General features: G+C 42.0%; 27 protein-coding genes. 2 read left to right on the top strand and 25 right to left on the bottom strand.

The window, feature by feature from the left end; translation table 11 throughout:
* Window positions 1-26 precede the first annotated feature (26 nt).
* Entirely contained in the window at window positions 27-647 is a 621-nt protein-coding gene (locus DW959_RS06595; RefSeq protein ID WP_118615729.1) for a TetR/AcrR family transcriptional regulator, read from the bottom strand.
* A 317-nt stretch (window positions 648-964) separates the two neighbouring features.
* Between DW959_RS06595 and DW959_RS06600 the strand changes: the two genes are divergently transcribed.
* The gene (locus DW959_RS06600) at window positions 965-1,552 is read left to right on the top strand and encodes a GNAT family N-acetyltransferase (protein WP_117822417.1); all 588 of its coding nucleotides are present in this window, start codon (window positions 965-967) and stop codon (window positions 1,550-1,552) included.
* Here the strand turns inward: DW959_RS06600 and DW959_RS06605 are convergent.
* The 20 genes from DW959_RS06605 to proS form a co-directional block, all read right to left on the bottom strand.
* Window positions 1,539-2,093: a thiamine phosphate synthase gene (locus DW959_RS06605; RefSeq protein WP_242997309.1), complete on the bottom strand. Its 555-nt coding sequence runs from the start codon at window positions 2,091-2,093 to the stop codon at window positions 1,539-1,541. The genes DW959_RS06600 and DW959_RS06605 overlap by 14 nt on opposite strands.
* A gap of 19 nt (window positions 2,094-2,112) precedes the next feature.
* Window positions 2,113-3,372, bottom strand: coding sequence for a 2-iminoacetate synthase ThiH (gene thiH / locus DW959_RS06610; RefSeq protein ID WP_117822419.1), 1,260 nt, complete (start codon window positions 3,370-3,372; stop codon window positions 2,113-2,115).
* A gap of 13 nt (window positions 3,373-3,385) precedes the next feature.
* Window positions 3,386-4,150, bottom strand: a complete 765-nt coding sequence (locus DW959_RS06615) for a thiazole synthase (RefSeq protein ID WP_117822420.1) — start codon at window positions 4,148-4,150, stop codon at window positions 3,386-3,388.
* Window positions 4,151-4,161: 11 nt separating this feature from the next.
* Window positions 4,162-4,815, bottom strand: a complete 654-nt coding sequence (thiF, locus tag DW959_RS06620) for a sulfur carrier protein ThiS adenylyltransferase ThiF (protein ID WP_117822421.1) — start codon at window positions 4,813-4,815, stop codon at window positions 4,162-4,164.
* Between the two features lie 3 nt (window positions 4,816-4,818).
* Window positions 4,819-5,013, bottom strand: coding sequence for a sulfur carrier protein ThiS (thiS, locus tag DW959_RS06625; RefSeq protein WP_118482982.1), 195 nt, complete (start codon window positions 5,011-5,013; stop codon window positions 4,819-4,821).
* A gap of 378 nt (window positions 5,014-5,391) precedes the next feature.
* Window positions 5,392-5,991, bottom strand: a complete 600-nt coding sequence (locus DW959_RS06635; protein WP_021944233.1) for a YitT family protein — start codon at window positions 5,989-5,991, stop codon at window positions 5,392-5,394.
* Window positions 5,992-6,271: 280 nt separating this feature from the next.
* Complete coding sequence (locus tag DW959_RS06645) at window positions 6,272-7,639, bottom strand: MATE family efflux transporter (protein WP_117822425.1); 1,368 nt, start codon at window positions 7,637-7,639, stop codon at window positions 6,272-6,274.
* Window positions 7,640-7,871: 232 nt separating this feature from the next.
* The gene (locus DW959_RS06650; RefSeq protein WP_021944235.1) at window positions 7,872-8,513 is read right to left on the bottom strand and encodes a helix-turn-helix transcriptional regulator; all 642 of its coding nucleotides are present in this window, start codon (window positions 8,511-8,513) and stop codon (window positions 7,872-7,874) included.
* Complete coding sequence (locus DW959_RS06655) at window positions 8,488-9,168, bottom strand: DUF3990 domain-containing protein (protein ID WP_021944236.1); 681 nt, start codon at window positions 9,166-9,168, stop codon at window positions 8,488-8,490. The genes DW959_RS06650 and DW959_RS06655 overlap by 26 nt, the downstream gene beginning before the upstream one ends.
* 145 nt (window positions 9,169-9,313) lie before the next feature.
* Window positions 9,314-9,715, bottom strand: a complete 402-nt coding sequence (locus DW959_RS06660) for an HI0074 family nucleotidyltransferase substrate-binding subunit (protein ID WP_021944237.1) — start codon at window positions 9,713-9,715, stop codon at window positions 9,314-9,316.
* Window positions 9,699-9,968 carry a nucleotidyltransferase domain-containing protein gene (locus DW959_RS06665; protein ID WP_173783762.1) on the bottom strand — a complete coding sequence of 90 codons (270 nt, stop codon included), beginning with the start codon at window positions 9,966-9,968 and terminating at the stop codon, window positions 9,699-9,701. Before DW959_RS06665 ends, DW959_RS06660 begins: the two co-directional genes overlap by 17 nt.
* A 72-nt stretch (window positions 9,969-10,040) precedes the next feature.
* Window positions 10,041-10,997, bottom strand: coding sequence for a hypothetical protein (locus DW959_RS06670; protein WP_021944239.1), 957 nt, complete (start codon window positions 10,995-10,997; stop codon window positions 10,041-10,043).
* A gap of 111 nt (window positions 10,998-11,108) precedes the next feature.
* Window positions 11,109-11,252, bottom strand: coding sequence for a hypothetical protein (locus DW959_RS14155; protein WP_182430060.1), 144 nt, complete (start codon window positions 11,250-11,252; stop codon window positions 11,109-11,111).
* Window positions 11,249-11,518, bottom strand: coding sequence for a DUF6796 family protein (locus tag DW959_RS06675; protein ID WP_117822426.1), 270 nt, complete (start codon window positions 11,516-11,518; stop codon window positions 11,249-11,251). The genes DW959_RS14155 and DW959_RS06675 overlap by 4 nt, the downstream gene beginning before the upstream one ends.
* Window positions 11,519-11,630: 112 nt before the next feature.
* Window positions 11,631-12,431: an MBL fold metallo-hydrolase gene (locus DW959_RS06680; protein ID WP_021944240.1), complete on the bottom strand. Its 801-nt coding sequence runs from the start codon at window positions 12,429-12,431 to the stop codon at window positions 11,631-11,633.
* Between the two features lie 6 nt (window positions 12,432-12,437).
* Window positions 12,438-13,085: an esterase gene (locus DW959_RS06685; protein ID WP_117822427.1), complete on the bottom strand. Its 648-nt coding sequence runs from the start codon at window positions 13,083-13,085 to the stop codon at window positions 12,438-12,440.
* Between the two features lie 113 nt (window positions 13,086-13,198).
* Window positions 13,199-14,344: a hypothetical protein gene (locus DW959_RS06690; RefSeq protein WP_117822428.1), complete on the bottom strand. Its 1,146-nt coding sequence runs from the start codon at window positions 14,342-14,344 to the stop codon at window positions 13,199-13,201.
* 130 nt (window positions 14,345-14,474) lie between these two features.
* Window positions 14,475-14,837, bottom strand: a complete 363-nt coding sequence (locus DW959_RS06695; protein WP_021944243.1) for a VOC family protein — start codon at window positions 14,835-14,837, stop codon at window positions 14,475-14,477.
* Window positions 14,838-15,019: 182 nt separating this feature from the next.
* On the bottom strand, window positions 15,020-16,360 hold the full coding sequence (locus DW959_RS06700) for a CCA tRNA nucleotidyltransferase (protein WP_117822429.1): 1,341 nt from the start codon (window positions 16,358-16,360) through the stop codon (window positions 15,020-15,022).
* Between the two features lie 428 nt (window positions 16,361-16,788).
* Window positions 16,789-18,225 (bottom strand): proline--tRNA ligase, encoded by a 1,437-nt coding sequence (proS, locus tag DW959_RS06705; RefSeq protein WP_117784559.1) that lies wholly within the window; start codon window positions 18,223-18,225, stop codon window positions 16,789-16,791.
* Between the two features lie 299 nt (window positions 18,226-18,524).
* On the opposite strand from proS, the gene DW959_RS06710 reads away from it, so the two are divergent.
* Complete coding sequence (locus tag DW959_RS06710; RefSeq protein ID WP_117784560.1) at window positions 18,525-19,220, top strand: hypothetical protein; 696 nt, start codon at window positions 18,525-18,527, stop codon at window positions 19,218-19,220.
* A gap of 2 nt (window positions 19,221-19,222) precedes the next feature.
* Here DW959_RS06710 and DW959_RS06715 read toward each other — a convergent pair whose 3' ends face one another.
* From DW959_RS06715 to DW959_RS06730, 4 genes are all read right to left on the bottom strand, one after another.
* Entirely contained in the window at window positions 19,223-19,924 is a 702-nt protein-coding gene (locus tag DW959_RS06715) for an RluA family pseudouridine synthase (protein WP_021944247.1), read from the bottom strand.
* Between the two features lie 88 nt (window positions 19,925-20,012).
* The gene (locus tag DW959_RS06720; protein ID WP_008399752.1) at window positions 20,013-20,702 is read right to left on the bottom strand and encodes a response regulator transcription factor; all 690 of its coding nucleotides are present in this window, start codon (window positions 20,700-20,702) and stop codon (window positions 20,013-20,015) included.
* Window positions 20,680-22,350: a HAMP domain-containing sensor histidine kinase gene (locus DW959_RS06725; RefSeq protein ID WP_243023363.1), complete on the bottom strand. Its 1,671-nt coding sequence runs from the start codon at window positions 22,348-22,350 to the stop codon at window positions 20,680-20,682. The genes DW959_RS06720 and DW959_RS06725 overlap by 23 nt, the downstream gene beginning before the upstream one ends.
* Before the next feature lie 413 nt (window positions 22,351-22,763).
* On the bottom strand, window positions 22,764-23,339 hold the full coding sequence (locus DW959_RS06730; RefSeq protein WP_243023364.1) for a helix-turn-helix domain-containing protein: 576 nt from the start codon (window positions 23,337-23,339) through the stop codon (window positions 22,764-22,766).
* Window positions 23,340-23,433 lie beyond the last annotated feature (94 nt).

Consider the following 23,433-nt stretch of genomic DNA (forward strand, 5'->3'; position numbering starts at 1 on the left):
AAATGACTGCCAGATTCCACACTTTCTTACATTTTCTTATCATATTCATCTGCAATACAATATCGGCAGATCAGATCCGTAAGCTCATCGATGACTTTTTCTTTATCATAGTCATTTTCATAGAAGGTCACCTCATGCACAACGGACTCCAACGCACATTGAAGGATCAGGGATGTGGTCTTTAGATCAGAGATTCTGAGCATTTTTTTATTTGTCTCAAGCAGTGAGAAAAATGTCCGAAATGCACCCGCGCGCGCCCTTGCTTCCAGTTCGTGCAAGTCATCATACTGCAGGGACAAGGCGGATATCTCCTTCTGGAATGCTGTCATGTATTCATGATTATGTAGGATCAGAGCAACGTATTTTCTGACAAATTCTCGCGGAGATGTGAACCCGGACACATCCATGATCGTGATCTCCTGCAAAGATTCATTATAAAGATCCGTGATCAATTCCCCATATAACGACTTCTTATCAACAAAATAACTGTAAAATGTGCCGATCGACACATTTGCTTTCTTTGCAATCTCGTTGCTGCTGGTATTATGAAACCCTTTTGTCGAGAACAGCTCGACCGCCGCTTTCTTCAGTGCTTCCTTTTTCTCAATGCTTCTTTTCTGTTTTGGGATACGAATTTCTTCCGGCATGTGTTACTCCTTTATGTAAAAAACAATTCCGTTCATATAGTTTTACTGTTTCCAGTATAAGCATATAAAAAAATAAAGTCAATAAAACATGAGTATATACTCACATTTATATTGACAATATAATTTCGGCGTGATATTCTACAGCCATACAAATATGAGTTCAAACTCACATTTCAAAAAATGGAATATTCTACGTTGCAGAGATATTATTTTTCAAAATACATTGAATGAACCATATGTGAAACTCATTCAGGTTATGGAAAACCATGCTGACTTTTCAAACATATTGAATAAAAATTGGGGAGGTATAAAAAGATATGATAAAGATTGAAAACCGGTCACCAGAAGACATAGCAAAATACGGAAGACGGATCGGGGAAGCATTTGCCGCATCTCCCGGAATCGCCGAGACGATACCACATGATGACCTCATCAAATCTTTCGAGATCATTACTGAATTCTACTACCGGATGGGTACATTATATGCAACCTCCGAAAAATATGAAGGCTTCCTTGCATACTGGGATAAGAATACCAGACAGCCACTCGGGCCTGCCCTACATATGATCTGGAGAATGCTGTGCGAGATTCCATTTAAATCATTATTAAATATCGCAACCGGATCAAACGAGCAATATAAGAAATTATACCGCAAAGAAAAAGATTATATCGCCGTCTCAATGGTAGTCGTCTTACAGGCTTACCAGGGACAGGGCTTCATGAAGAAGGTTCTGGAGCTGCCATTTGCAGAAGCCGCCAAACGTGGCTGCCCCTGCATTCTTGACACCGACAACATCCAAAAGGTTGTCAAATACGAACATTGCGGCATGACGAAAACTGCCGAGAAGAAGATGGCACATGATATCACGCTGTATACCATGGCATATCTCCCTACATCCGCATAAATCCGGACATCATACAACCGCCTGCCGCACCGGCTTCCATCACCTGCGGCAGGCGTTCTTCATTGATACCACCGATCGCATATACCGGGACCGGACAATTCGCACAGATCTCACGAACAAATTCCAACCCTCTGCCCTTCAGCCCTTTCTTACATTCTGTCTCAAATATCGTTCCAAGCACGATCTGTGTCGCTCCGCTCTTAACTGCAAGCTCGACATCCTCCATGCTGTGACAGGACACACTGATCTCTTTAAAATTCGTTGTCAGTGCATCACGCCAGACATCTGACAAATCCTGCAACACAGGAATCGACAAATGAATATTCTCACAGCCAAGCCGTGCTGCAATCTCCATTCTGGAATGCAGAAAGACAGGTACGCCTGCCGTTCTGTATATTTCTAAAACCTTCGCTGCAAGCTTCTCATATTCTGTATCCGGCAGGTCTTTTTCCCGCAGGATCAATGCATGCGGATGCACCTGAGCGACCTTTTGAAGCTGTTCCAGAAAATCTCCGTTTACCAGCGCGCGATTGGTGATCACAATCGCGTGCTCATAACATTTACACATAGATATAATCGTTTAAGACCGGCTGCAAGCCGCCCTTCTCCATATCCTGATACATGGATGAAAAGGAACGATCATCGTTGATCTCGAACTGCTCATCTCCTACATCCGCATCTTCCTTACCTTCGTATTTCTCCTCATGATCACCGATTCCGGTCGATACTCCGGCAGAAACCTTTGTTGCACAGATCTTTGCGATTCCGTTTCGGAATGTTGCGCTCTCACGGCTCGATACCGTGATTCCGACAAACGGCAGGAACATCCGATATGCACAAAGCACCTGACAAAGCTCCTTCTCTCCTACATCCCTTGGATTGATCTTCTCATTATTCACGATCGGACGCAGGCGCGGACAACTCAATGATAATTCTGCATGTGGATATTTGCGATTGATATAATAGACATGAAGTGCCGTTGCCAGTGCATCCTTTCTGAAATCATCCAGTCCCAGAAGTGCTGAAAATCCGGCTCCACGCATGCCGCCCATCAGCGCACGCTCCTGTGCATCAAAACGATATGGCCAGACGCGCTTGTGTCCCATCAGATGTAAGGTCTCGTATTTGTCCGTGTTGTATGTCTCCTGAAAAACAGTCACATAATCAACACCACATTCATGCAGATATTTGTATTCATCCACATTTACCGGGTAGATCTCGATTCCGATATTCTTAAAATATTTTCTTGCGATCTTCACCGCTTCCCCGATATATGTAACATCCGAATATGCCCGGCTCTCGCCTGTCAGGATCAGAATTTCTTCCATGCCGGTATGCGCAATAACCTGCATCTCATGCTCGATCTCCTCCATCGTCAGCTTCTTCCGGCGAATGTTGTTATAACAGTTGAAACCACAGTAAATGCAGTAGTTCTGGCAATAGTTTGCAATATAAAGCGGTGTGAAGATATAGACCGTATTTCCAAAATGATTCTTCGTGATCTCCTCTGCTTTCCTTGCCATCTGTTCCAGATACGGTGCTGCTGCCGGTGACAGCAATGCCTTAAAGTCCTCGATCGTACAGCTCTCATGTGACAGTGCACGTTCTACATCTGCCGCAGTATAGGAATCATAGTCATATGCATCCATAGCCGCAAGTACTTTGTCCTTGATATCCGAATCGATCACCTGCATGCCTTCCATATATTCCATATGATTTGTCCGGAACGATGCATCCTGTTCCAGACGATGCTTACGCGCTAGCGCTTCCTGTGGAAGCTTGTCACTGTCAACAAAATATACTTGATTTTCTTCGTTCATTTCCGACTGCCTCCTAACGCAAGAAACCTGTCAAAGGATCGGAAGCACTTCCGCCTCTTGCAAGGACACGACCCATTCCGGTCAGGTATGCTTTTCTTCCGGCTTCGATCGCAAGTTTAAATGCTGCTGCCATCTCCGGTATATCACCTGCTGTCGCAATGGCTGTATTTGCCATGATCGCAGCCGCACCCATTTCCATCGCTTCACATGCCTGAGATGGTTTTCCGATGCCGGCATCCACGATGATCGGCAGGTCGATCTCATCGATCAATACCTGGATCATAGCCTTTGTCGCAAGCCCCTTATTACTTCCAATCGGAGCTGCAAGCGGCATAACAGCAGCCGCACCTGCATTCTGAAGATCCCTTGCTACATTTAAATCCGGATTCATATATGGCAGTACCACGAAGCCTTCCTTTGCAAGGATCTCGGTTGCTTTCACAGTCTCATAATTATCCGGAAAAAGGTATTTTGCATCACGCATGATCTCTACCTTTACAAAATTACCACAGCCCATTGCCCGGCTAAGTCTTGCGATGCGGACAGCCTCTTCGGCATTTCTTGCACCGGAAGTATTCGGAAGCAGGGTAACTCCTTCCGGAATATAGTCCAGAATATTCTCACTTTCCTGTGTATTTGCACGTCGTAATGCAAGGGTGATGATCTCTGCCCCTCCCTGTTCGACTGCTGCCTTGATCAGATTCAGGTTGTATTTGCCTGATCCTAAAATGAAACGGCTCTTGAATTCCTTGCCGCCTAAGATGAATTTATCTTCCATGTTGTCTCCTTTTAATTTTCCATAATCAGCTGTAATACTTTGTTTGCTTCATGAGCTGCGCAGGCAGCTACCCGCGGAGCGATGAGTCCTATACCGTCGCCGACATCAGTGCTCTGATCCCCGCACACATACAGGCGGCGCATCATCTGGCGCGTTTTTATCGCATTCGTATCTGCATACCCTGCCATGCCATTTCCTGATACAACAGTTGCATCCGGACACTGCATCAGTAGTTCACGCACCAGCATTGCCTTCTGATCCGGTTTGTCAAATGCTTCGCACACGATCGGATATCCACCGAATAATTCCTTTACATTGTCCGGGGTTACTTTCGTCTGCACTGTCTCATACGTCAGATATGGATTGATCTGATACAGGGTTTCGAGCAGGGCTTCCGTCTTCGGCTTCCTGAGCTGGGATATAAAGTACATCTGACGATTGAGATTCGTCACATCCACCACATCGAAATCCACCAGAAGCAAATGTCCGACGCCGCTTCTTGCAAGCATGACTGCAATATTTGACCCCAGTCCACCGATACCTGCAACAGCCACCTTCGCCGCACGTAACTTCACCTGCATTTCTTTCGGAAATCGTGCATCAAATGCACGATCCAGTTCTTCCTGTGAGATCAGCTCCTGCATTTTTTTCTGCATCTCTGTCATGTCTCAACCTCCGCCAACAAATCGTAATACTTCGATCACATCTTCATCCTGAATGATCGTATTGCCAAGTTCATCTTTTGGAATAATGTCGAGATTCCGTTCTACAACGACACGTTCCGGCTCAAATCCGGCTTCCTTCAAATATTCCAGAAGATTCTTACCGGCAATCTCTTTTTCTTCACCATTGATTTTTACCATGTATCTTCTCCTATCTTTCATAATTACACATTTTCTGCACTACAGGACATATGCCCTGTAACACAAAAAGGCACCGGATCATACAACCATAACGTATGATCCGGCGCCTGTTATCTTCCTTGTGAAAAGTGGTGCCCCCAGTTCACAAATATTCATATGAAATCATTTTACCTTATGCAGGGTGTTTGTGCAAGGACTTATTCATTTCACTATTGCAAACCGGAGTTTATTAAAGACGATTACCACTCATCTACTTCTATAAGTTTTTCCTGCAATGTCTCCTCAAGATCTGTAAAACCTGCAATACTTTCCAGGCAAGTTCAAAAGTCAGATTAACCTGAACGGTAACACCCATTCGATATATAGCATTGCTGTCTGCTAGATCAAAATCTGCTTTGCCTTGCCATTTGTAAATTGTATAACCGGTCCTGAAATTATAACTGTGATGATCGTACATGCTCCAAACTTTCCTCCCAAAAGCACGCCTGTCACGACCATTAAAATATCTAATATCATACGAACGATCTTAACCTGCCAGTTATTTTTCTCTGCCAATGCAAAGGTTACTGCTTCATAAGAACCTCTGCCAAGAGATGCAGATGCATACAAACCTGTTCCAACTGCAAATAAGATCACCCCTGCCAGCATAATGAAGAAATTTATCCACATATATTTGCTGTATATATGGCATTTTGCAAACAAATCCACACACCCACTGTACACAACCTGATACAAAAATGTTCCTATATGAATCTGCGACCTGTCATAAATAGCCGCAAATAAGATCATCACAACAGCTACAACAAACGAAGCCATTCCGATACTTATATGAAATGTTTCTGAAATACCCTGCCACAAAACTGCAAGTGTTGCGCCTCCAAATCCCGCATACAAGGCAAGTGTGATTCCATAAGCTGCAATAACAGAACCTACTATAATTATCACTATTTTTTTCAACCAATTCTTTGATGACATCATGTTCTTCCTCCATCTTCTGTAATTACATAAATAAAAAAGACTATAGAGCATACTGTTGTGTTCAGAAACAGCAAAATCTATAGTCTTCTTTAACGCCGAGACAAGCATTTATATTGTTCTATATATACTGCATTGTATTGTTTTTGTCAATCTTACAAAGCTGAAGGATTAGACTTTTCATTCACCTGTCCTGAGTTCCGCTCATCCATATTGCACAGACACGGAACAAATTCAAAACAGTTTTCCCTCTTACCGAGCTTACAGATACCACATTCATAGTTTAACCTAATTTTTCTACCTTGTTTCTCTGTATTTTCTTCAAAAATACATATCCCGCTAAGCATGAGACAAATTCTGTAATCGGGAACGCCCACCAGATCAACGGAACACCCATCTGGTCATTTCTTACAAAAACAGAAAAAATAGCTTCCAATGGCAATATGATCACAAGCTGTCTGAGAAGTGATATTATCAGCGACTCAAGACCGCCATTCAATGCCTGATAGATGCCCTGATATGCCACATTGATTCCGGCAAATACAAAACTGATCGAGATAATTCTCATTGCACCGATAAAATACGCTCTTGACTGACCTGCATTGAACAGCGAGGCAAAGGCATTTGGAAAAATCTCTGTGATGAGAACGCCCAGGATCATCAATGCTATGGTATAAATAAGACCATAGCGGATTCCATCTTTGATCCTTTTCTTGCTTCCCATGCCATATGCAAAAGCTATGATCGGTGTGATCGCATCTCTCAGTCCAAAGGCAAGGAACAATACAAACTGCTGCACCTTATAGAACAATCCATATGCCGTCTGGGCGGAAGGATTGAATTTTAAAATAAGATTCATCGCATAAACCATAATTGACATAAGTGCCTGTGCAATGATTGCAGGAAGACCAATGGAATAGATTTCTTTCATAGTTCTGGCACTCGGCTTCATATGTTTTATTCCATGTTCAAATTCCTTATTTAACTTCAGATGAAATACCAGAAGCAAACCGGCAGATACGATCTGTCCTATGACGGTAGCATATGCGGCTCCCGCTACTCCCATTTCCGGAACAGGTCCAATACCATAGATCATGATCGGGTCAAGAATAATATTTATAACAGCTCCCGCAACCTGACCGATTGTTGAATAAAGGGAACGTCCTGTTGCCTGTAATAATTTTTCAAATAATGAAAAGAAGATAATGCCAAAGGACAACACACAGCAGATCCGCAAATATGTTGTTCCCATCGAGATAACTTCCGGATCAACGGTCTGAGATGAGATGTAGGCTTTCACTCCAAAGATACCAAATAACAGACATACCACATAAATAATTCCACCAAGAAATAAGCTGTTGCCTGCGACTTTTGCTGCTTTTTTCATATCTCTCTGCCCAAGTGTCATGGCAAGAAGTGCATTTGTTCCTACACCTGTTCCGATTCCTACAGCCACCATAAGCATCTGAACCGGAAATACCAGTGTGAGTGCATTTAATGCCGCTTCACTCCCCACCTCCATATTGCCTACAAATGCACTGTCCACAATATTATAGACCGCCTGCAATGCCATCGATAAGATCATCGGTATTCCCATCTGAACCATCAGCTTATTTACCGGCGTCTCCCTCATCTTATTACTTTCTGCCATCTTAATTTAATCCTCCTTTTTCACACAAAAAAAAGTGTGTACTTATCTTATAAGTTGGACTTACGCTGATAAGCTACACACTTTCTAATGACAATATATAATTAAAAAAACGAGCAGCAAAACTGGATTTACGCATGTTTGCTACTCGTTCAAGACGTTATTATATTTCTCATTTTCGAAAAAGTCAAACGAAAAATTGGTCATACCCCATCACGCTGCGACCTCTCGCGCCTTATATCTGTAATAAATCTTCTACCTTACATCCTAACACACGACTCATTTTTACAACGTCGATCGCCCGTGTATGGTTAATATCTCTCTGCCGCTGTTCAAATAACTGGATCTGTCTCAAAGGAACGCCGGACGCTTCTGCCAGTTCCTTTTGCGATAAACCGGAAATCTTCCGAATCCTCTTGAGATTCGTCTCCTTATAATACTGATCCCATAATTCATTCATAGTATCAACAAAATGTGTAATATCCATCTCATGATATACATCATACATTTGTACAATCCTATGAATAGGCACCGCTTCATTAATCTTCATAAACGGTCGGCAGGTGAACCACTGATAATATGCGAGTGCCCAGCCTGTCCAATACTCCGGCGATTTGTCCAGATACATTTCATCTTCAACAATGACAGGTTGGATTCCCGATTCTTCAACAACTTCTTTTACAATCTCACATCCTGTCTTTCCAGCTATATAGGTTGGATTTCCATTCTGAAACTGCACAGAAATATCCGACACCAGGAACATAGCAAAATACCTGTCTACATCCATATCACAGGTATTCACCGCAAAATCAAGCATATCTCCCATGATCCGCTGTGCCGTTATCAGATAATCATACGAATAAGCGCGCATCTCCATCTTTGATCTCCTCCCTCATGATATCCAATATATACAGATCATTCACATTTGCCTGATCCTGCTTTCTTGCCCTATATTCCTTTCTCGCTTCCTGCTCTCTCGCACGCTTTTTGACATAATACTTTACTGCATCCACATCTTCATAGCCGACAAATGTTATCTGCTCAAATGCGTTTTGACTCTTTAATACAATCTGTTCTCCCAATTTTCCAAAACGCATGGCTTCTGATAATTTCTGTAAAGAAATAACCCCTGCTACAAAATCCTGTGCAAATGAAAAATAAGAATCATCCGCTCTGTAACCAACTATCACATCATATTCTGAAATGTCCGGTAAAAAGTTCTCTTTTATATAATTCTTTGCCTGCTCTGCAATACTGCCATTTTGCCAGTATGTCCTATTATCTGCAAGTATTGCCAGCCAGTTAAGAATATTGTACTCAGGAGCATTTAGGTGCAATACTTTAAGCCCTGTCATATCCAGATCATATATATTGGCATATCCATTTTTCTGTTTTGCACATGCCCACTCTTTTGCAAGTTCTATATCTTCCGTACAATAAAATCCTTTTCCGTAATCATTATGGCGCGCCCCTTTTCCATACTCAGGCTTTTCTATTATATTTTCCGAACCATGATACAATCTAACAGACATCTATTTCATCTCCCTATATTAAATTTCTCCGTTTTCGACTGCATATATTGTATCTCTACAGCGATAGTTTTTCAAGATAATAAAAAATAAAGTGCCAGACAAATATAAATTTTATTTATTTCATCTGGCACTCTTTTTCTATATTTTACCCGATCAACTGCTTTACTACATTTTCAAAATCATAAAACAGATCAATGTATGTCTTTACAATTTTATCACAATGTGTTTTTACAATCTCACAATCATAATCATGCGCAAGCTCGTTTCTCACTTTCAGCATTTCCATCCAGTCATCATCCGAGATCAGATTTGCCTTATAAGCTTCCCTTAGTACCTCCCTTGGTGAACCTGTTACAAATCCTGTGATCGCATAATACTGCACTAATATATCTTTCATGACCTTCCATGCCAGATCAAATGTAATACTAAACTTTGCACTGGTTCCGCTTAACACAAAAGAATCCGAAAGATCTCTCTGCCTTGCCTCCGACAATGCATCCAGTGAATTGCAGAAAGATAAAAACCGTCTGTTAAATTTCTCGTCCATATTGCCTGATATCCTCCAATAATAACTGATTCCTACAGGTATCCATATTCACTAAATCCACACTGAAAAGTGTTGGCAATTCTTCCACTTTTTCAACAAGTGATTCAAAGTTATCCACACCCGAAACAGCAATATCAATATCGCTTCTTTCCATCGCTGTACCTTTTGCCCTTGAACCATATAATATTATTTCTTTTGCATGAAAACTTCTGCACAGCTTTGCAACTTCCTGCATAACTTCTTCTGCTCTCACGAATGTCACCTGCCTTGTCTTACCCATATAGCCTTATATTAACATTACAGGTTCTGATTCGCAATTGCTTCGCTAAAAAAGATCCAGCATATTATCCAGATAGACAGCCTCCCGGACGTGCAGTTGATATTCCGGTTTTGTCATATAATAAAGCAAAAATTCCAGGACCAACGCACTGCCAAGACTCCGCCCCTCAATCTTAAAATGAGAAAATCCCATCGGCAGATATGTTTCTTTTATATCATTGATTCCGATAAATCCCGGATTTGTCATTGCCTTTGAAAAACGATAACCGCCCATGACATCCGAAGCCGTACACTCATGCTCCGGGCAGTCCTCTCCAAGATTCTTGCGACTGACCGTTTCATAACATTTGCGTCTGTCCTTACAGCCAAAGGAACAACATTCATTACACAGGAATTCCACTTTATCCCTCTGCGACTGTGTCAGTGTTTCCCATTTGTCCCATGCCTTATTCAATCGGAAATCCGGCACAACATAACGGAAATCTTCCCGATCTGTCTCCTTTACCAACTCCTCAAAATCTGTCAGAACCTTTGTAGTTGATGATACAAAATAAAAACCCGGATACTGCTTTTTTAGGTAATCTAACAATAGATCCGAATGGACGATCACCCCATTTTCTGCCTTTCCATTTTTCTCAAATAATCTGCAAAGCTCGTTACATCTCTTATCTGCCAGATGCTCCTCGCAAAGCAGCGAGTTACTGAAGGTCAGCCGGGCTGAGATTCCATACTCGTCCATTAATTCCCGAACATCCTCCGGATCACAATCACCATATCCAACACGTCCGCCACCCCACAGGCAGTCCGCCGGAGCACCATAGATCGAACCGATCTCGCACCAGTCATAGAAATATTCTCTGTGCTCACGGAACAATGGCAGAAAGATACGATACAGCTCATAGAATTCGAACAGTCCCGGCAAATGATAATATGCTGTTTTATCTGTATGAATACATGCGTTTTTCGGTGCTTTACTAAATGTAATTGTAAATGGCTTCTGCATATATTACCTCATTTTATACTTTTTTTATATTTTCCTTTATTTTATACTTTTTTACAAGATAATTTCTATAAAGTAAGAACGCCGATAGTTCCCGGCTCTCGAACGTAACCATTATATAAGAAAAAGCAACCCGGCAAACATGATCACCCCGATTACATTTGCTTTTGCCGGAAGTTTTGTTGGCAGGATCACGATTGCAAGCGGCAGCAGATTAAAAATACATGCCCATGCCGGAAGTGAAGTTTTTCCTGTCACAACAGCAATAAAAAATACTGCTGCATCCAGTCACAAAGAGCTATGTATCCGAATATCTCAAGCGTCATTGCACACACGCCCAACAACATCGCAACCGACAGATTCTTCAGTGGCATTCCATGAAAGGCTACCTTGGATTTTTCATAATCCTTAAAATTTGTCAGATCGACTTTTCCATTTGGAGCATATGTCAGAAATCCATCTGAAATCCCACACAATATATGCCCGATCAATGCCATCACCATAAATATTTTCCACTGTAACATAATATCTATTCTCCTTTATAAAAAAATTATGCCAATGCAGTTAGCCTCTGCTAACTATATTAGCATATTCTTCATCAACCATGCAAATGCTTTCGCCGTCCGGAGCACCATATTAAATTATAAACGTTTCCAAATCATCCGGGATCAGAAGATTCCCACTGAAATATTTTCTTCCTTCTTCATAATACAATTCTTTTCGATGTGAAAGATTCCGATCCTCTGTATGATACAGCAGCAGATTTTTCACATGCAATTCTTCTGCAAACTCACAGGCATTTTTCACTGTTGAATGATGCTTCTCGTATGGATGGAATATATCCGCCTGACCATCCAGACAAAATGCTTCGTGCAACAACCATGTACTGTTCTCTGCATACTTCTTTTCACATGGATTGTATGGTTCATCTCCGCAGCAGGTTAATCTCTCTCCATCTCCCAGTTCCATGCAGAAACCGAACTGTTTCGCTTTTGTGGATTGGATATCAAAAAATGTAACCCGTTTATTCAAAATTTCAACAGACTCTCCATTTTTAACTGCTATCAGATGCAGCCGTTTACCGATAAAATCTGTCTCTTTCTTTGGCAGAAGTTTTCTGGCCAGATCAAGCAGCAGATCAATGACTTCATCATGTGCATATATCACAGCTTCGCCTTCATATTCGCCCTGCTTCATATGCTGGCATATCATACGGATCATCCATATGATACCCGTAATGTGATCGATATGTTTATGTGTCACAAAAATAGTTCTAACCTCTTTCCAGTCAATTCCGGCATGCTTTAACTGATGCAGAATGGCACTTCCACCGCCACCATCCACCATAAAATATTCCTCATTTTCCTGCAACACAAAACAGGTGTTATAACATTCCGTAACAAGTGCACTTCCTGTTCCAAGCATCGTAACATTCATAAAGTATCACCTTCCTCTGATCGTTCCTTTTGTTCTTTCCATCACCCATGCAAATGCTTTCGCCGTCCGGATTCCCGGTTCTTTAAAATGATTTCCCTGATTCCATTCCAGTATACTGTCAATCTCCTGCTCCTGTAGCCATCCATACAATTCCCGGATACAATCGCCTACCGCAGCCATAACCTGATTCTTCGTTCTTTCTTCCCGATTGCCAAGACTCAGATAAACAGCAGGGCTTGCAATCCCATATTCTTTCACATACGAAAGAAATCCCGGAAACCAAACCGACGGGGATGCTGCCGCTATCCCGGCAAACCTGTCCGTCCGGCAGGATGCCCAAAGTGCAAACAGCCCCGCAAGGGAATATCCACCAAGATAATAAGTCTTACTTTCATCCTTACACAATTCCAATATCTGTGCCAGTAACGCCGACGCACCCTCGCCAAAGTCTTCATTTCCAAATACAGCAGGTGCTCTCCACGGAGACAGATCCTGATTCCATCTATCCACCTTAACTGCAATCATCCGAAATTCCAGAGAAATCCTCTTCATTATCTCTGAAACCTCATTTTCTATATCATGCACATCATGATCTCCCACTGGCTGGATCAATACAATATTTGCTTCTGGATCACCATATTTATATACAACCATTTTTGCTCTCCAAATTTAAGTATATTATTATAATATCTGAAACATCACCACTCCGCAAACACATAATATACTTCCCTTTCTCCTGAAATACCGGACAAAATAACGCTATCTGATCAAGGCACTTCGATTATATTGCTGACTCTGATATACGTTCCATTTATATATGCCTCAAGCCAGATCGATGTATCCGGATATGTATATTCTGCCGGCAGCTGCAATTCACCTTCTGCTGCTCTGTCCAAAAGAAGCGAACCATCCCGCTCAATATGCCAGCCCAGATTATCATATCCTTCGACCTCATCTCTTGTGATCACGCCATTTTCATAAGTCAGGGTAAATGCTTCAACAACCGGTGTTTCTGCAATTAACTGATATCTGTGTGAAAAATACCGGATACTTCCAAATCTTCCGTTTTCCTTTTTATACACAACCGTCGCATCGCAGTCTCTGAAATTAATACCGGCTTCCCTGCCAACGATCGAGCCGGTTTCAGGTCCGGGTGTTCCAACCATACCTGATACATTTACATTTATCCAGTCTTCAGAACCATAAATTTCTCCGCCTGCAATTCCTACATACGTTCCTCCGGACACATATGCCTTTTCAAAAGTGATATTCTTCATCTGCAAGGAATAAGAATATCCTACAAATCCGCAATGTCCACCGTATTTTGTATCTATATGCATATTTTTTATTATATGATTTTGTCCATCTATAATCCCCACAAATGTAGTGTGCTCAAGATATCTGTCTGGTCTGTACCATCCGCCCATCGGAACCCATTCCAGACCGTCAAGATCTATATCCGCCTCAAGGTAGAGTTCCACGGAATCATTATACCCTTTGACTGCATTGACATAATACACAACTCCAGCCAGTTGTTCCTTTGTTTCTACATGAAACACGGGAGCATTTTCTAATGCCCAGTCCGTGTCCGCAATCTCCATGATCGAGCCGGTATCCCCATAATTTTCCCAGTCTGTTTTTGTCGGATCATAGTCCTTGTTGTTATAGGTTTTCAAGTTACCTCGTCCGGCAGCATATTCCGGATCTGGATACGGATATGGATAATCTTCATAAGAACCGTCTTCCGAATTTACATATGGATATTCTTCATAAGTACTATCTTCTGAATTTACATACGAATCTTCTTCATAAGTACTGTCTTCCAGATCTGCATCTGTATAATTCTCATATATTGATCTTGGCATAAATATGCCGAAAAGCACTCCGAATATAATTATAAATATTTTCCACATAGTAATTTCCCCTTCCCCATTATATAAACCCTATCTTTTTGTTACTGCCGTATCAAGGACATATTTTTCTTTTATCTGCTTTAACATCTCCATATGCGGCATCTGCAAATGCTTCCTTGTCTGTTTCCGGTTACGTCAGCGTCCCAACCTCGATCAGATTTCCATCCAGATCATAGAAACGAACCACCTTCTGTCCCCAACTGTGAACCATAAGTGGATTTACATATTCAATCGATGGATATAACCGCTCCAGCTTTTCAACAAAAGCTTCGATATCCCGCTCCTCAAAATATAGCTCGGCGGAATTATTGTGGGATATCACATCTCTTTTTAGAAAATCTTTCCATATCCTCTCATCCTGCAATACAAGTCCTTCCGTCAGGATCAGATTTCCGTCATTATCTAATATTGGTTCGAGTCCAAACAGATCATGGTAAAATTGCTTTGACCGTTCAATATCTTTCACAACAATTAACACATTCCTCAGTCTCATTCCACACCTCCATATTTTTATCTGTTTTAAATGATTTCCGGTCTTTCACATAAAAAGTCACATTTACCTTCGGACTCAAACAGGCACTTGTATTTACCGGCACTATGCATCTCATTACGAAATCTTTGGTAATGTCAATATATAATTAACCGGATGCAGTTATAACTCCACCTTTATTTTTTCTATTTTCTAATATATGACTCTGCCATAGACAGCAGCGTTTCTCTGTTGTTCAACTCAGGACTGCCAAGCACCTGATTCAGAAGCTCCTGCAGGATATCGCCGATCTCTTTTCCCGGCTTTACGCCAAGTGCGATCAAATCCTTTCCATTGATGGCAAGCTGTTTAATCGTCAGACAATCTTTCGCATCCGTGATCTCCTGATACAATTTCTCCAGATGCTCGATGCTGCCTCTCCGTTCTTCTAACTTATAATCACTCTGTGCCGCCATATCCGCCCGGCGGATCTTGATATAATAAGGGAAGAAATCTGCTCCCATCCTGCTGAGTGCTTTTCGGAAGGTTGTCTTTTTCAACATCTCCCCTAAACCATAATCATGCCACAGCACCATCTTGCATACCAGATCTATCGTTTCATTGTCAAACCGCAGTCTGCGAAGCACCTTACGGGCAATCTCTGCCCCCTTCTCATTATGTCCATAGAAATGGTCGATACCATTTTCATCCACAGTATGACATTCCGGCTTTCCCACATCATGAAGCAGCGCAGCCCATCTGCATACTGTAGTTGGCTCAATAACCTTAACTGCTTCCATCGAATGAACTCCTACGTTATATTTGTGGTATGGATTGTTCTGCGGCTGTTCCATCATTCGGTCAAATTCCGGCAGGATATATGCTGTTATACCTGTCACATATGCTTCCATCAATTTCTCCGGATGCGCTGAAGTCAGCAATTTGTCAATCTCCACGCGGATACGTTCGGCACTGATATCCTGTAAGAACTGTGCCCGCAGGATCATCGCCTTTCTGGTATCCCTCTCGATCGTGAAATCAAGCTGTCCTGCAAACCGGATCGCCCGAAGGATTCTCAGAGCATCTTCATCAAATCGTGCCAGCGGATCACCGACCGCCTTGATGACCTTATTGTCCAGATCATCCATTCCACCAAACAGATCGATCACACCTGCTGAAGGACTGTATGCCATAGCGTTGATCGTAAAATCCCTACGCTTCAAGTCTTCTTCTAAATTCGCAGTAAATTCCACAGAATCCGGTCTTCTGTGATCGGAATATTCTCCATCCACCCGGTAGGTAGTTACTTCATATGCCTCTTTACCAAACATAACCGTAACCGTACCATGCTTAATTCCGGTATCGATCGTCCGTCTGAATAACGCCTTTACCTGTTCCGGTCTTGCTGCTGTCGTAATATCCCAGTCTCCCGGTTCTCTGCCAAGAATACTGTCTCTCACGCATCCACCAACAATATAGGCTTCATACCCGGCAGCTTCCAGTGTCTCTATTACCTTTTTCGCATTCTCCGGCATCCTGATCTCCATATCACAACCTCCTCCTTGGGTATTTCTATGCCTTTCTGTACACAATACCATTACTTTATTTTTTTGATAGGGTATCTCTCATCTTCTCTTCTATTATACCCTATGATCTATCCTTCACTTGGGTATCACTTCTGTTTTCTAGCTGTCATACCCACGCGCCTACCCTTCGGCGGGGTATTAACAAGATTTTTCATCCAATATACCCTTAAGCGCCACCATCTATGCCATATTTCATGATTGCGCCACCATCTATGCCATATATTTCATGATATCAATTGAAAACAGCATATTCCATTCCAAATATATATTACATTAAATAGGTGATAACAATCTATTAATATGTTTGTTATCACCTATTGCAAGTATCATAAATTCCGCAAAATCAAATACACTACTTATCTATCATCTGCTAATAGCCGATGTTCCTCTTAGTATGCCTTGCCAAAGTATACCATAGTCTTTGCTGGCTTACCGCAATGTACACAGACATCGGACAAATGCTCCTGCTCAAACGGCATACATCTGGTTGTTGCACCGGTCTCATCCTTGATCGCTTCCTCACAGGCTCTGTCGCCACACCACATAGCTTTGATGAATCCCTGCTTTCTTGTCAGAATGTCAGTGAATTCTTCCCAGTTATGAGCCTCATGTGTATTGGCATCTCTGTGAGCAGTTGCCTTTGCAAGCATGTCTGCCTGCATCTTCTCAAGGATCTCTCCAACTGCTTCTGTAATATTATCTAATGACACAACTGTCTTTTCTCTGTTATCACGACGTACGATAACTGCCTGACCAGCTTCGATATCCTTTGGTCCGATCTCGATACGAACCGGAATGCCGCGCATCTCCTGCTCAGAGAATTTCCAGCCTGGGTTCTTATTAGAATCATCCAGCTTAACTGTGAACTTCTCAGAAAGAGCTGCCTTGATCTCCTGTGCCTTTTCAAGAACGCCTTCCTTCTTCTGGTTGATCGGAATGATCATAACCTGTGTAGGAGCGATTCTTGGTGGAAGCACCAGGCCGCTGTCATCACCATGAACCATGATGATCGCGCCGATAATTCTGGTTGACATACCCCATGAAGTCTGGTGTACATACTGTAATTTATTATTTGCGTCTGTATACTGAACGCCAAATGCCTTGGCAAATCCATCTCCGAAATTATGGCTTGTACCGGACTGAAGTGCCTTACCATCATGCATCAGAGCTTCGATCGTATAAGTAGCCTCTGCACCCGCAAACTTCTCTTTATCTGTCTTACGTCCCTTGATCATAGGAATAGCCAGAACCTGCTCACAGAAATCAGCATAGACATTTAACATCTGGATGGTTCTTTCCTCTGCTTCTTCTGCTGTAGCATGTGCCGTATGACCTTCCTGCCATAAGAATTCCATCGAACGAAGGAAAGGTCTGGTTGTCTTTTCCCAACGAACAACTGAACACCACTGGTTATAAACCTTTGGAAGATCTCTATATGAATGAATGATATTCGAATACAGATCACAGAACAGAGTCTCTGATGTAGGTCTTACACATAAACGCTCCGGAAGTGGATCCAAACCACCCTGTGTTACCCATGCAACTTCAGGTGCAAATCCTTCTACGTGATCCTTCTCCTTCTGAAGAAGACTTTCAGGAATGAACAATGGCATATATACATTTTCTACGCCTATTTCCTTGAATCTTCTGTCGAGTTCCTTCTGTATATTTTCCCAGATGGCATAACCGGCCGGTCGTAAAATCATGCATCCTCTTACACTTGAATAATCTGTAAGCTCTGCTTTCTTTACAACATCTGTGTACCACTGGGCAAAATCTTCGTCCATGGAAGTAATAGCCTCTACTAATTTCTTTTCATTAGCCATCTCAATTTTCTCCTTTATATACTTATAAAAATAATTCTATCGTGCAGCCTTTTAAATGTGTCTGACATCTATACCTGTCCTTTAAAAAGTTACATACCTTCTGTCATTATATAGATATAACCTGATATTTTCAAGGGATTTTTGCCGGTTCTGCCAGAATGTAAAACATTTTTTCTTGCAATTTGCACTGTTTCTGTATATATTATCCATGATGAAAAGCACTAAACACAGGAATGAAAAATCATTTGTCTGCAACGGATGATCTTTCCATATTCCAAACAAATAATGAGGGTAAAATAATGAATAAACAGGAGTCAAATACATCTTTCCATTTGAAAGGCGAATCAACAAAAACCGGAAAACTTCCGGTCTCTGAACAATATCTGGAAGATAAGGAAATCCAGGATCAGACAGAACAATTAAAAAATCAGACAGATATATCAACAGAAGGTCTGACAGAGACAGCCATTCTTCGTTTAAAAGCGGAGCAAACTTCTGCAAATAAGTCAAATGGTATCTCCGGTGCCACTTACAGCATCAGCACCTCCTACCACGAGGCAGTTGGGGAACAGCAGGCATCTCTGACAAGACAGCGCAAGAACCGCCATACCTTTGCAATCGTCCGGAAAACCATAACACTTGTTGTAATCTTTGCAATCCTGGTTGCAGGTATCTACTTCCTGTCCACACATCTCCGGAATCTGAAGCCACACGATGACAAATCCATGCAGGAGCTTCTCTGTGAATCAAAATGGACAATAGAAGATCTTGGCAGTTTCATATTCACAGAAGACAACAAAGTGATCAAAAAGAAAGGCTCCACCGAAACTGGAACCTATGAAGTAACAGATGACGACATTTTGATCATGCATTTCAAAAAAGAAGATCTGAGTTATCTGTTGGAAACCAGTTCAGATGGAACCGTAAAATGGGTACACAGCTATAATGGCTTTGAAGAAGTCATTATTCCGAATACCATTCCAATTACAAAATAATATTAAAATTCATCCAGCTCGATGATCTCAAAGGCTTTGCCCTCCGGCTCATTCTTAAAGATCATATGCTCACCCGTCACCGGATGTTCGAATTCCAGTCTGGATGCATGCAGACCGATCTGCTTATAAGATTTCTTTGTTTTCTGGAACTTTGGATTATACTTTGTATCGCCCCAGATTCCGGCTTTTTTACCAGCCATCTGTACACGGATCTGATGGGTTCTGCCTGTGATAAGATTGATCAGAACATAACTTAAGATTCCATCATCTGTCTCCATGACATCTAACACTTCATAATCCAGCTCCGCTAATTTGGCTCCCGGCGTATCTTTATCCACAATTCTTGTGACATTTGTCTTGTTATCGTGAATCAGATAATTCGTAATCGTTCCGGCATCATTCGGAAGTTCTCCGGTTAAGATTGCCTGATAATATTTGACCATCTCGCCATCTTCACTCTGCTTTGACAGCTTCGAAGCAGCCTCCTTGTTCTTGGCAAATAACATAATGCCGCCAACCGGACGATCCAGTCTATGGATCGGAGCCAGATATGGTTCCTCTGTCCGATGCTCTTTCTCAAAAATGCGAAGCTTCAACATACTGACCATATTTTCAGAATTCTTCTTGTCCGGCTGGGATGGCAGCCCATACGGCTTCACCGCAACCAATATATCATTATCTTCATATAATACTTCTATCTTCATCTGTTATCTCCTTATCAGAACCTATCAAAATCCAAAGCTCTGATGCACACTCTCCCATCTGTGCAGGCTCTGTCCTCACACTTTTTCACTACATTCTGAATCGGTATCCAACGCCCCATACAGTTTCGATGTACTGTGGCTTAGATGTATCAAATTCGATCTTCTCACGGATCTTCTTGATATGAACCGTAACGGTTGCGATATCTCCGATACTCTCCATATTCCAGATCTTGTTAAACAGTTCATCCTTTGAAAATACCTTATTCGGATTGCTTGCAAGGAAAGTCAGAAGATCGAATTCCTTATTTGTAAATACCTTCTCTTCTCCATCCACATAGACACGACGATCGGTCTTGTCAATCTTTAATCCACGGATCTCAATGACATCATTCTGCAATGCGGTTGAACCAATCAGACGCTCATATCTGGAAATATGTGCCTTTACTCTGGCAACCAGCTCACTTGGACTGAATGGCTTTGTTACATAATCATCAACACCAAGTCCAAGTCCACGGATCTTATCAATATCATTCTTCTTTGCTGTAACCATGATGATCGGAATATCCTTCTTCTCACGAATCTGACGACAGATTTCAAATCCATCCAGATCCGGAAGCATCAGATCAAGCAGGATCAGGCTGTAATCATTCTCTAATGCCTTATCCAGACCCTTTGCTCCATTTGTCTCTATCTCAACCTCAAAATCATTCAACTCCAGATAATCCCGCTCCAGCTCTGCTATGCTAAGTTCATCTTCAATTATCAGTATTCTGCTCATCTTTATTTTCCTCCTTGATGTATTTCTTCAATGTGAAATAGATCGTTGTACCTTCACCTTTCTTACTGGTCGCCCAGATCTTTCCACCATGTTCTTCCACGATCTTCTTGCAGATAGCAAGCCCCAGTCCGCTTCCACCTCTGGAACGTCTTGCACTGTCTGCACGATACGTTCGGTCAAATATATGCGGCAGGCTCTCTTTGTCGATCCCCCGTCCATCATCATTGATCGATACCTTGATCATTTTCTCACTTTCTTCTATAGAAATGTCAATATGACCTTCCTCTTTATCTGTATACTTGATCGCATTTGTCACAATATTGTTGATAACACGCTTCAACTGATCCGGATCAACAACAACCTTTACATCTTCCGCACAATAATTGTTATAGTTCAGTGTCATATTATGTGATAACAGATCTGCCCGAACCTCTTCCATACAGTCATTAAAATAGTCTTTTACCGATACTCTGTGGAATTCATACGGAATCGCATTGTTCGTGATATTGGTATATAGCGACAATTCGTTGATCAGCGCATCCAATTCATTTGCCTTATTATAGATCATCTTCAGATAACGATCCTGCTTCTCCGGTGTGTCTGCCACACCATCCATCAGACCCTCAACGTATCCTTTGATCGTTGTGATCGGAGTTTTCAGATCATGAGAAATGTTACTGATCAGCTCCCTGTTTTCTTCCTCATACTGCATCTTAAGCTCAACCGATTCATTCAGGCGCTCTCTCATGTCGTTAAATGACCGGCATAATTCTCCAATCTCATCTTTTCTTCCATCACTGACCTCTACCGGCTCTCCCAGATTCCCGGTACCAATCTCCTCTGCTGCCTCCTTCAGACGAACCAGCGGACGGATGAACTGTACATATACCAGTGTCGACAAAGCAGTTGTCAGAACCAGCATGATCAAGAACATCATAAGGATAAATCCAACCAGCGCACTCTTAAACTGGCTGACGTAATTACCATAATATGTAACCAGGAAAATACTGATCGATTTGCCATTGATCTGATAATCGATCTCATTACACAGATATGCCTGTGGAGATGTCAGCATATATTCATAAGTTTTTCCATATTTTCCAAATGCATATGAACCCTGATCACCCATTTCCCCGGAACCGGACTCTGATGAACTGTTTTCTACTTCCTCCTGCTTGATTCCCTTCTCACCATTTATATAGATTGCACGTTTGGTAAGTAAAGACGCTTCCAGTTTTTCTACTTCATCTTTTATACCGGAATATGTAAATTCACCATCAATATAGACAAGCACCGATGTCCTGTAATTTCCGGCTTTCTGGTTCAGACTGTCCAGATATTTCTTATCATAGAATTTGCCCGGATCTGTCTGCAGATCCTCCTGCACATCCGACATGATGATCGACAGATTCCGGTATGTTTCCTTAATCGGATCGCTGATCGAATATAATGACTGTATACTGTAACCGTCACCAAACATTTCTGACAAATAACTTCGTCCAATCACAATCGTACCTACCAACATGATCAGCACGATAAAGATCCAGACGGAAACCAACGCCCATTTAACTTTTTTTATGATCTTCATATGTTTTCCTTTATAATTGTTTTTCCTCGCAATGCTCCAGATTTCTCTCGCATCGCTCATCTCGTAATCCTTCGGATTACTCTCGCATCGCTCATCTCGTAATCCTTCGGATTACTCTCGCAATGCTCATCTCGTAATCCTTCGGATTACTCTCGCAATGCTCATCTCGTAATCTTTCGGATTGCTCTCGCAATGCTCATCTCGTAATCCTTCGGATTGCTCTCGCAATGCTCATCTCGTAATCCTTCGGATTACTCTCGCAATGCTCATCTCGTAATCTTTCAGATTACTCGATGTCCGTGCTTCGCACTATCAGATCATAAAAATAAATCAGGTCTTGTGCAAGCACAACCTGGTTTATTTTTATGATCTGGCATTGCTCGGCATACGCTCATTATATCACGGATTCAATTTCTCTTATATGAAGTTTTTATAAAGAAAGACTAGCAGATAGATGAAGCTGGCATATGTTCTTATTTATTCTTCTTACCAAATAATCGTTTTTTCTTTTTCCCTCCGGCTTCTGCTGCCGCGATCTCCCGTCTGGTCTGCTGCATTTCCCGGATCACGGTATCCAGTCTCTGATACCGTTCCTCTGCCCGCTCATCCTGTTCCTTCATAATAACATCCATCTGCTTTGCGATCTGCTCTGTTGCTTCCGCAGTTACTGCCTGACTGATCGGCTTGATATTCTCCTTTATCGAATTTCCGACAATCTTCGTCATCATCGACTGGAACTGTACCAGCTTAAAATCAACAATCCGCTCCTGATCCTCACCCGGCTCCTCCGTGATCTGGGTAACTGTATTGACCAGTTCCGAGGTGAAATCTGTTTCAACCTCCTTCGATGCCGTTTCAACCGGAACTCCATTTTCCAGAATATCATACATTTTCTGCACCAGTTCATGGATCGCCTTTAACTGGATCCCCCGATCCTTCAGCTCCTTTATCTTCTTCAAAATTCTGATATCCTGCTCATCATAGTACCGATGTCCCATATCATTTCGCTTGATCCTCATATCCAGTTCTTCTTCCCAGTAGCGAAGCACATGTGTTCAACATCCACCATTTTTGCCGCCTCTTTTATCAGATATTTATTTCCCATTTGAATAGCACCCTCCTGATATTTTTTGTGAACCTCCC

Origin of the sequence: Clostridium sp. AM46-21 (assembly GCF_003480025.1) — a bacterium.
In the GTDB taxonomy this organism is placed as follows: Bacteria; Bacillota; Clostridia; order Lachnospirales; family Lachnospiraceae; genus Coprococcus; species Coprococcus ammoniilyticus.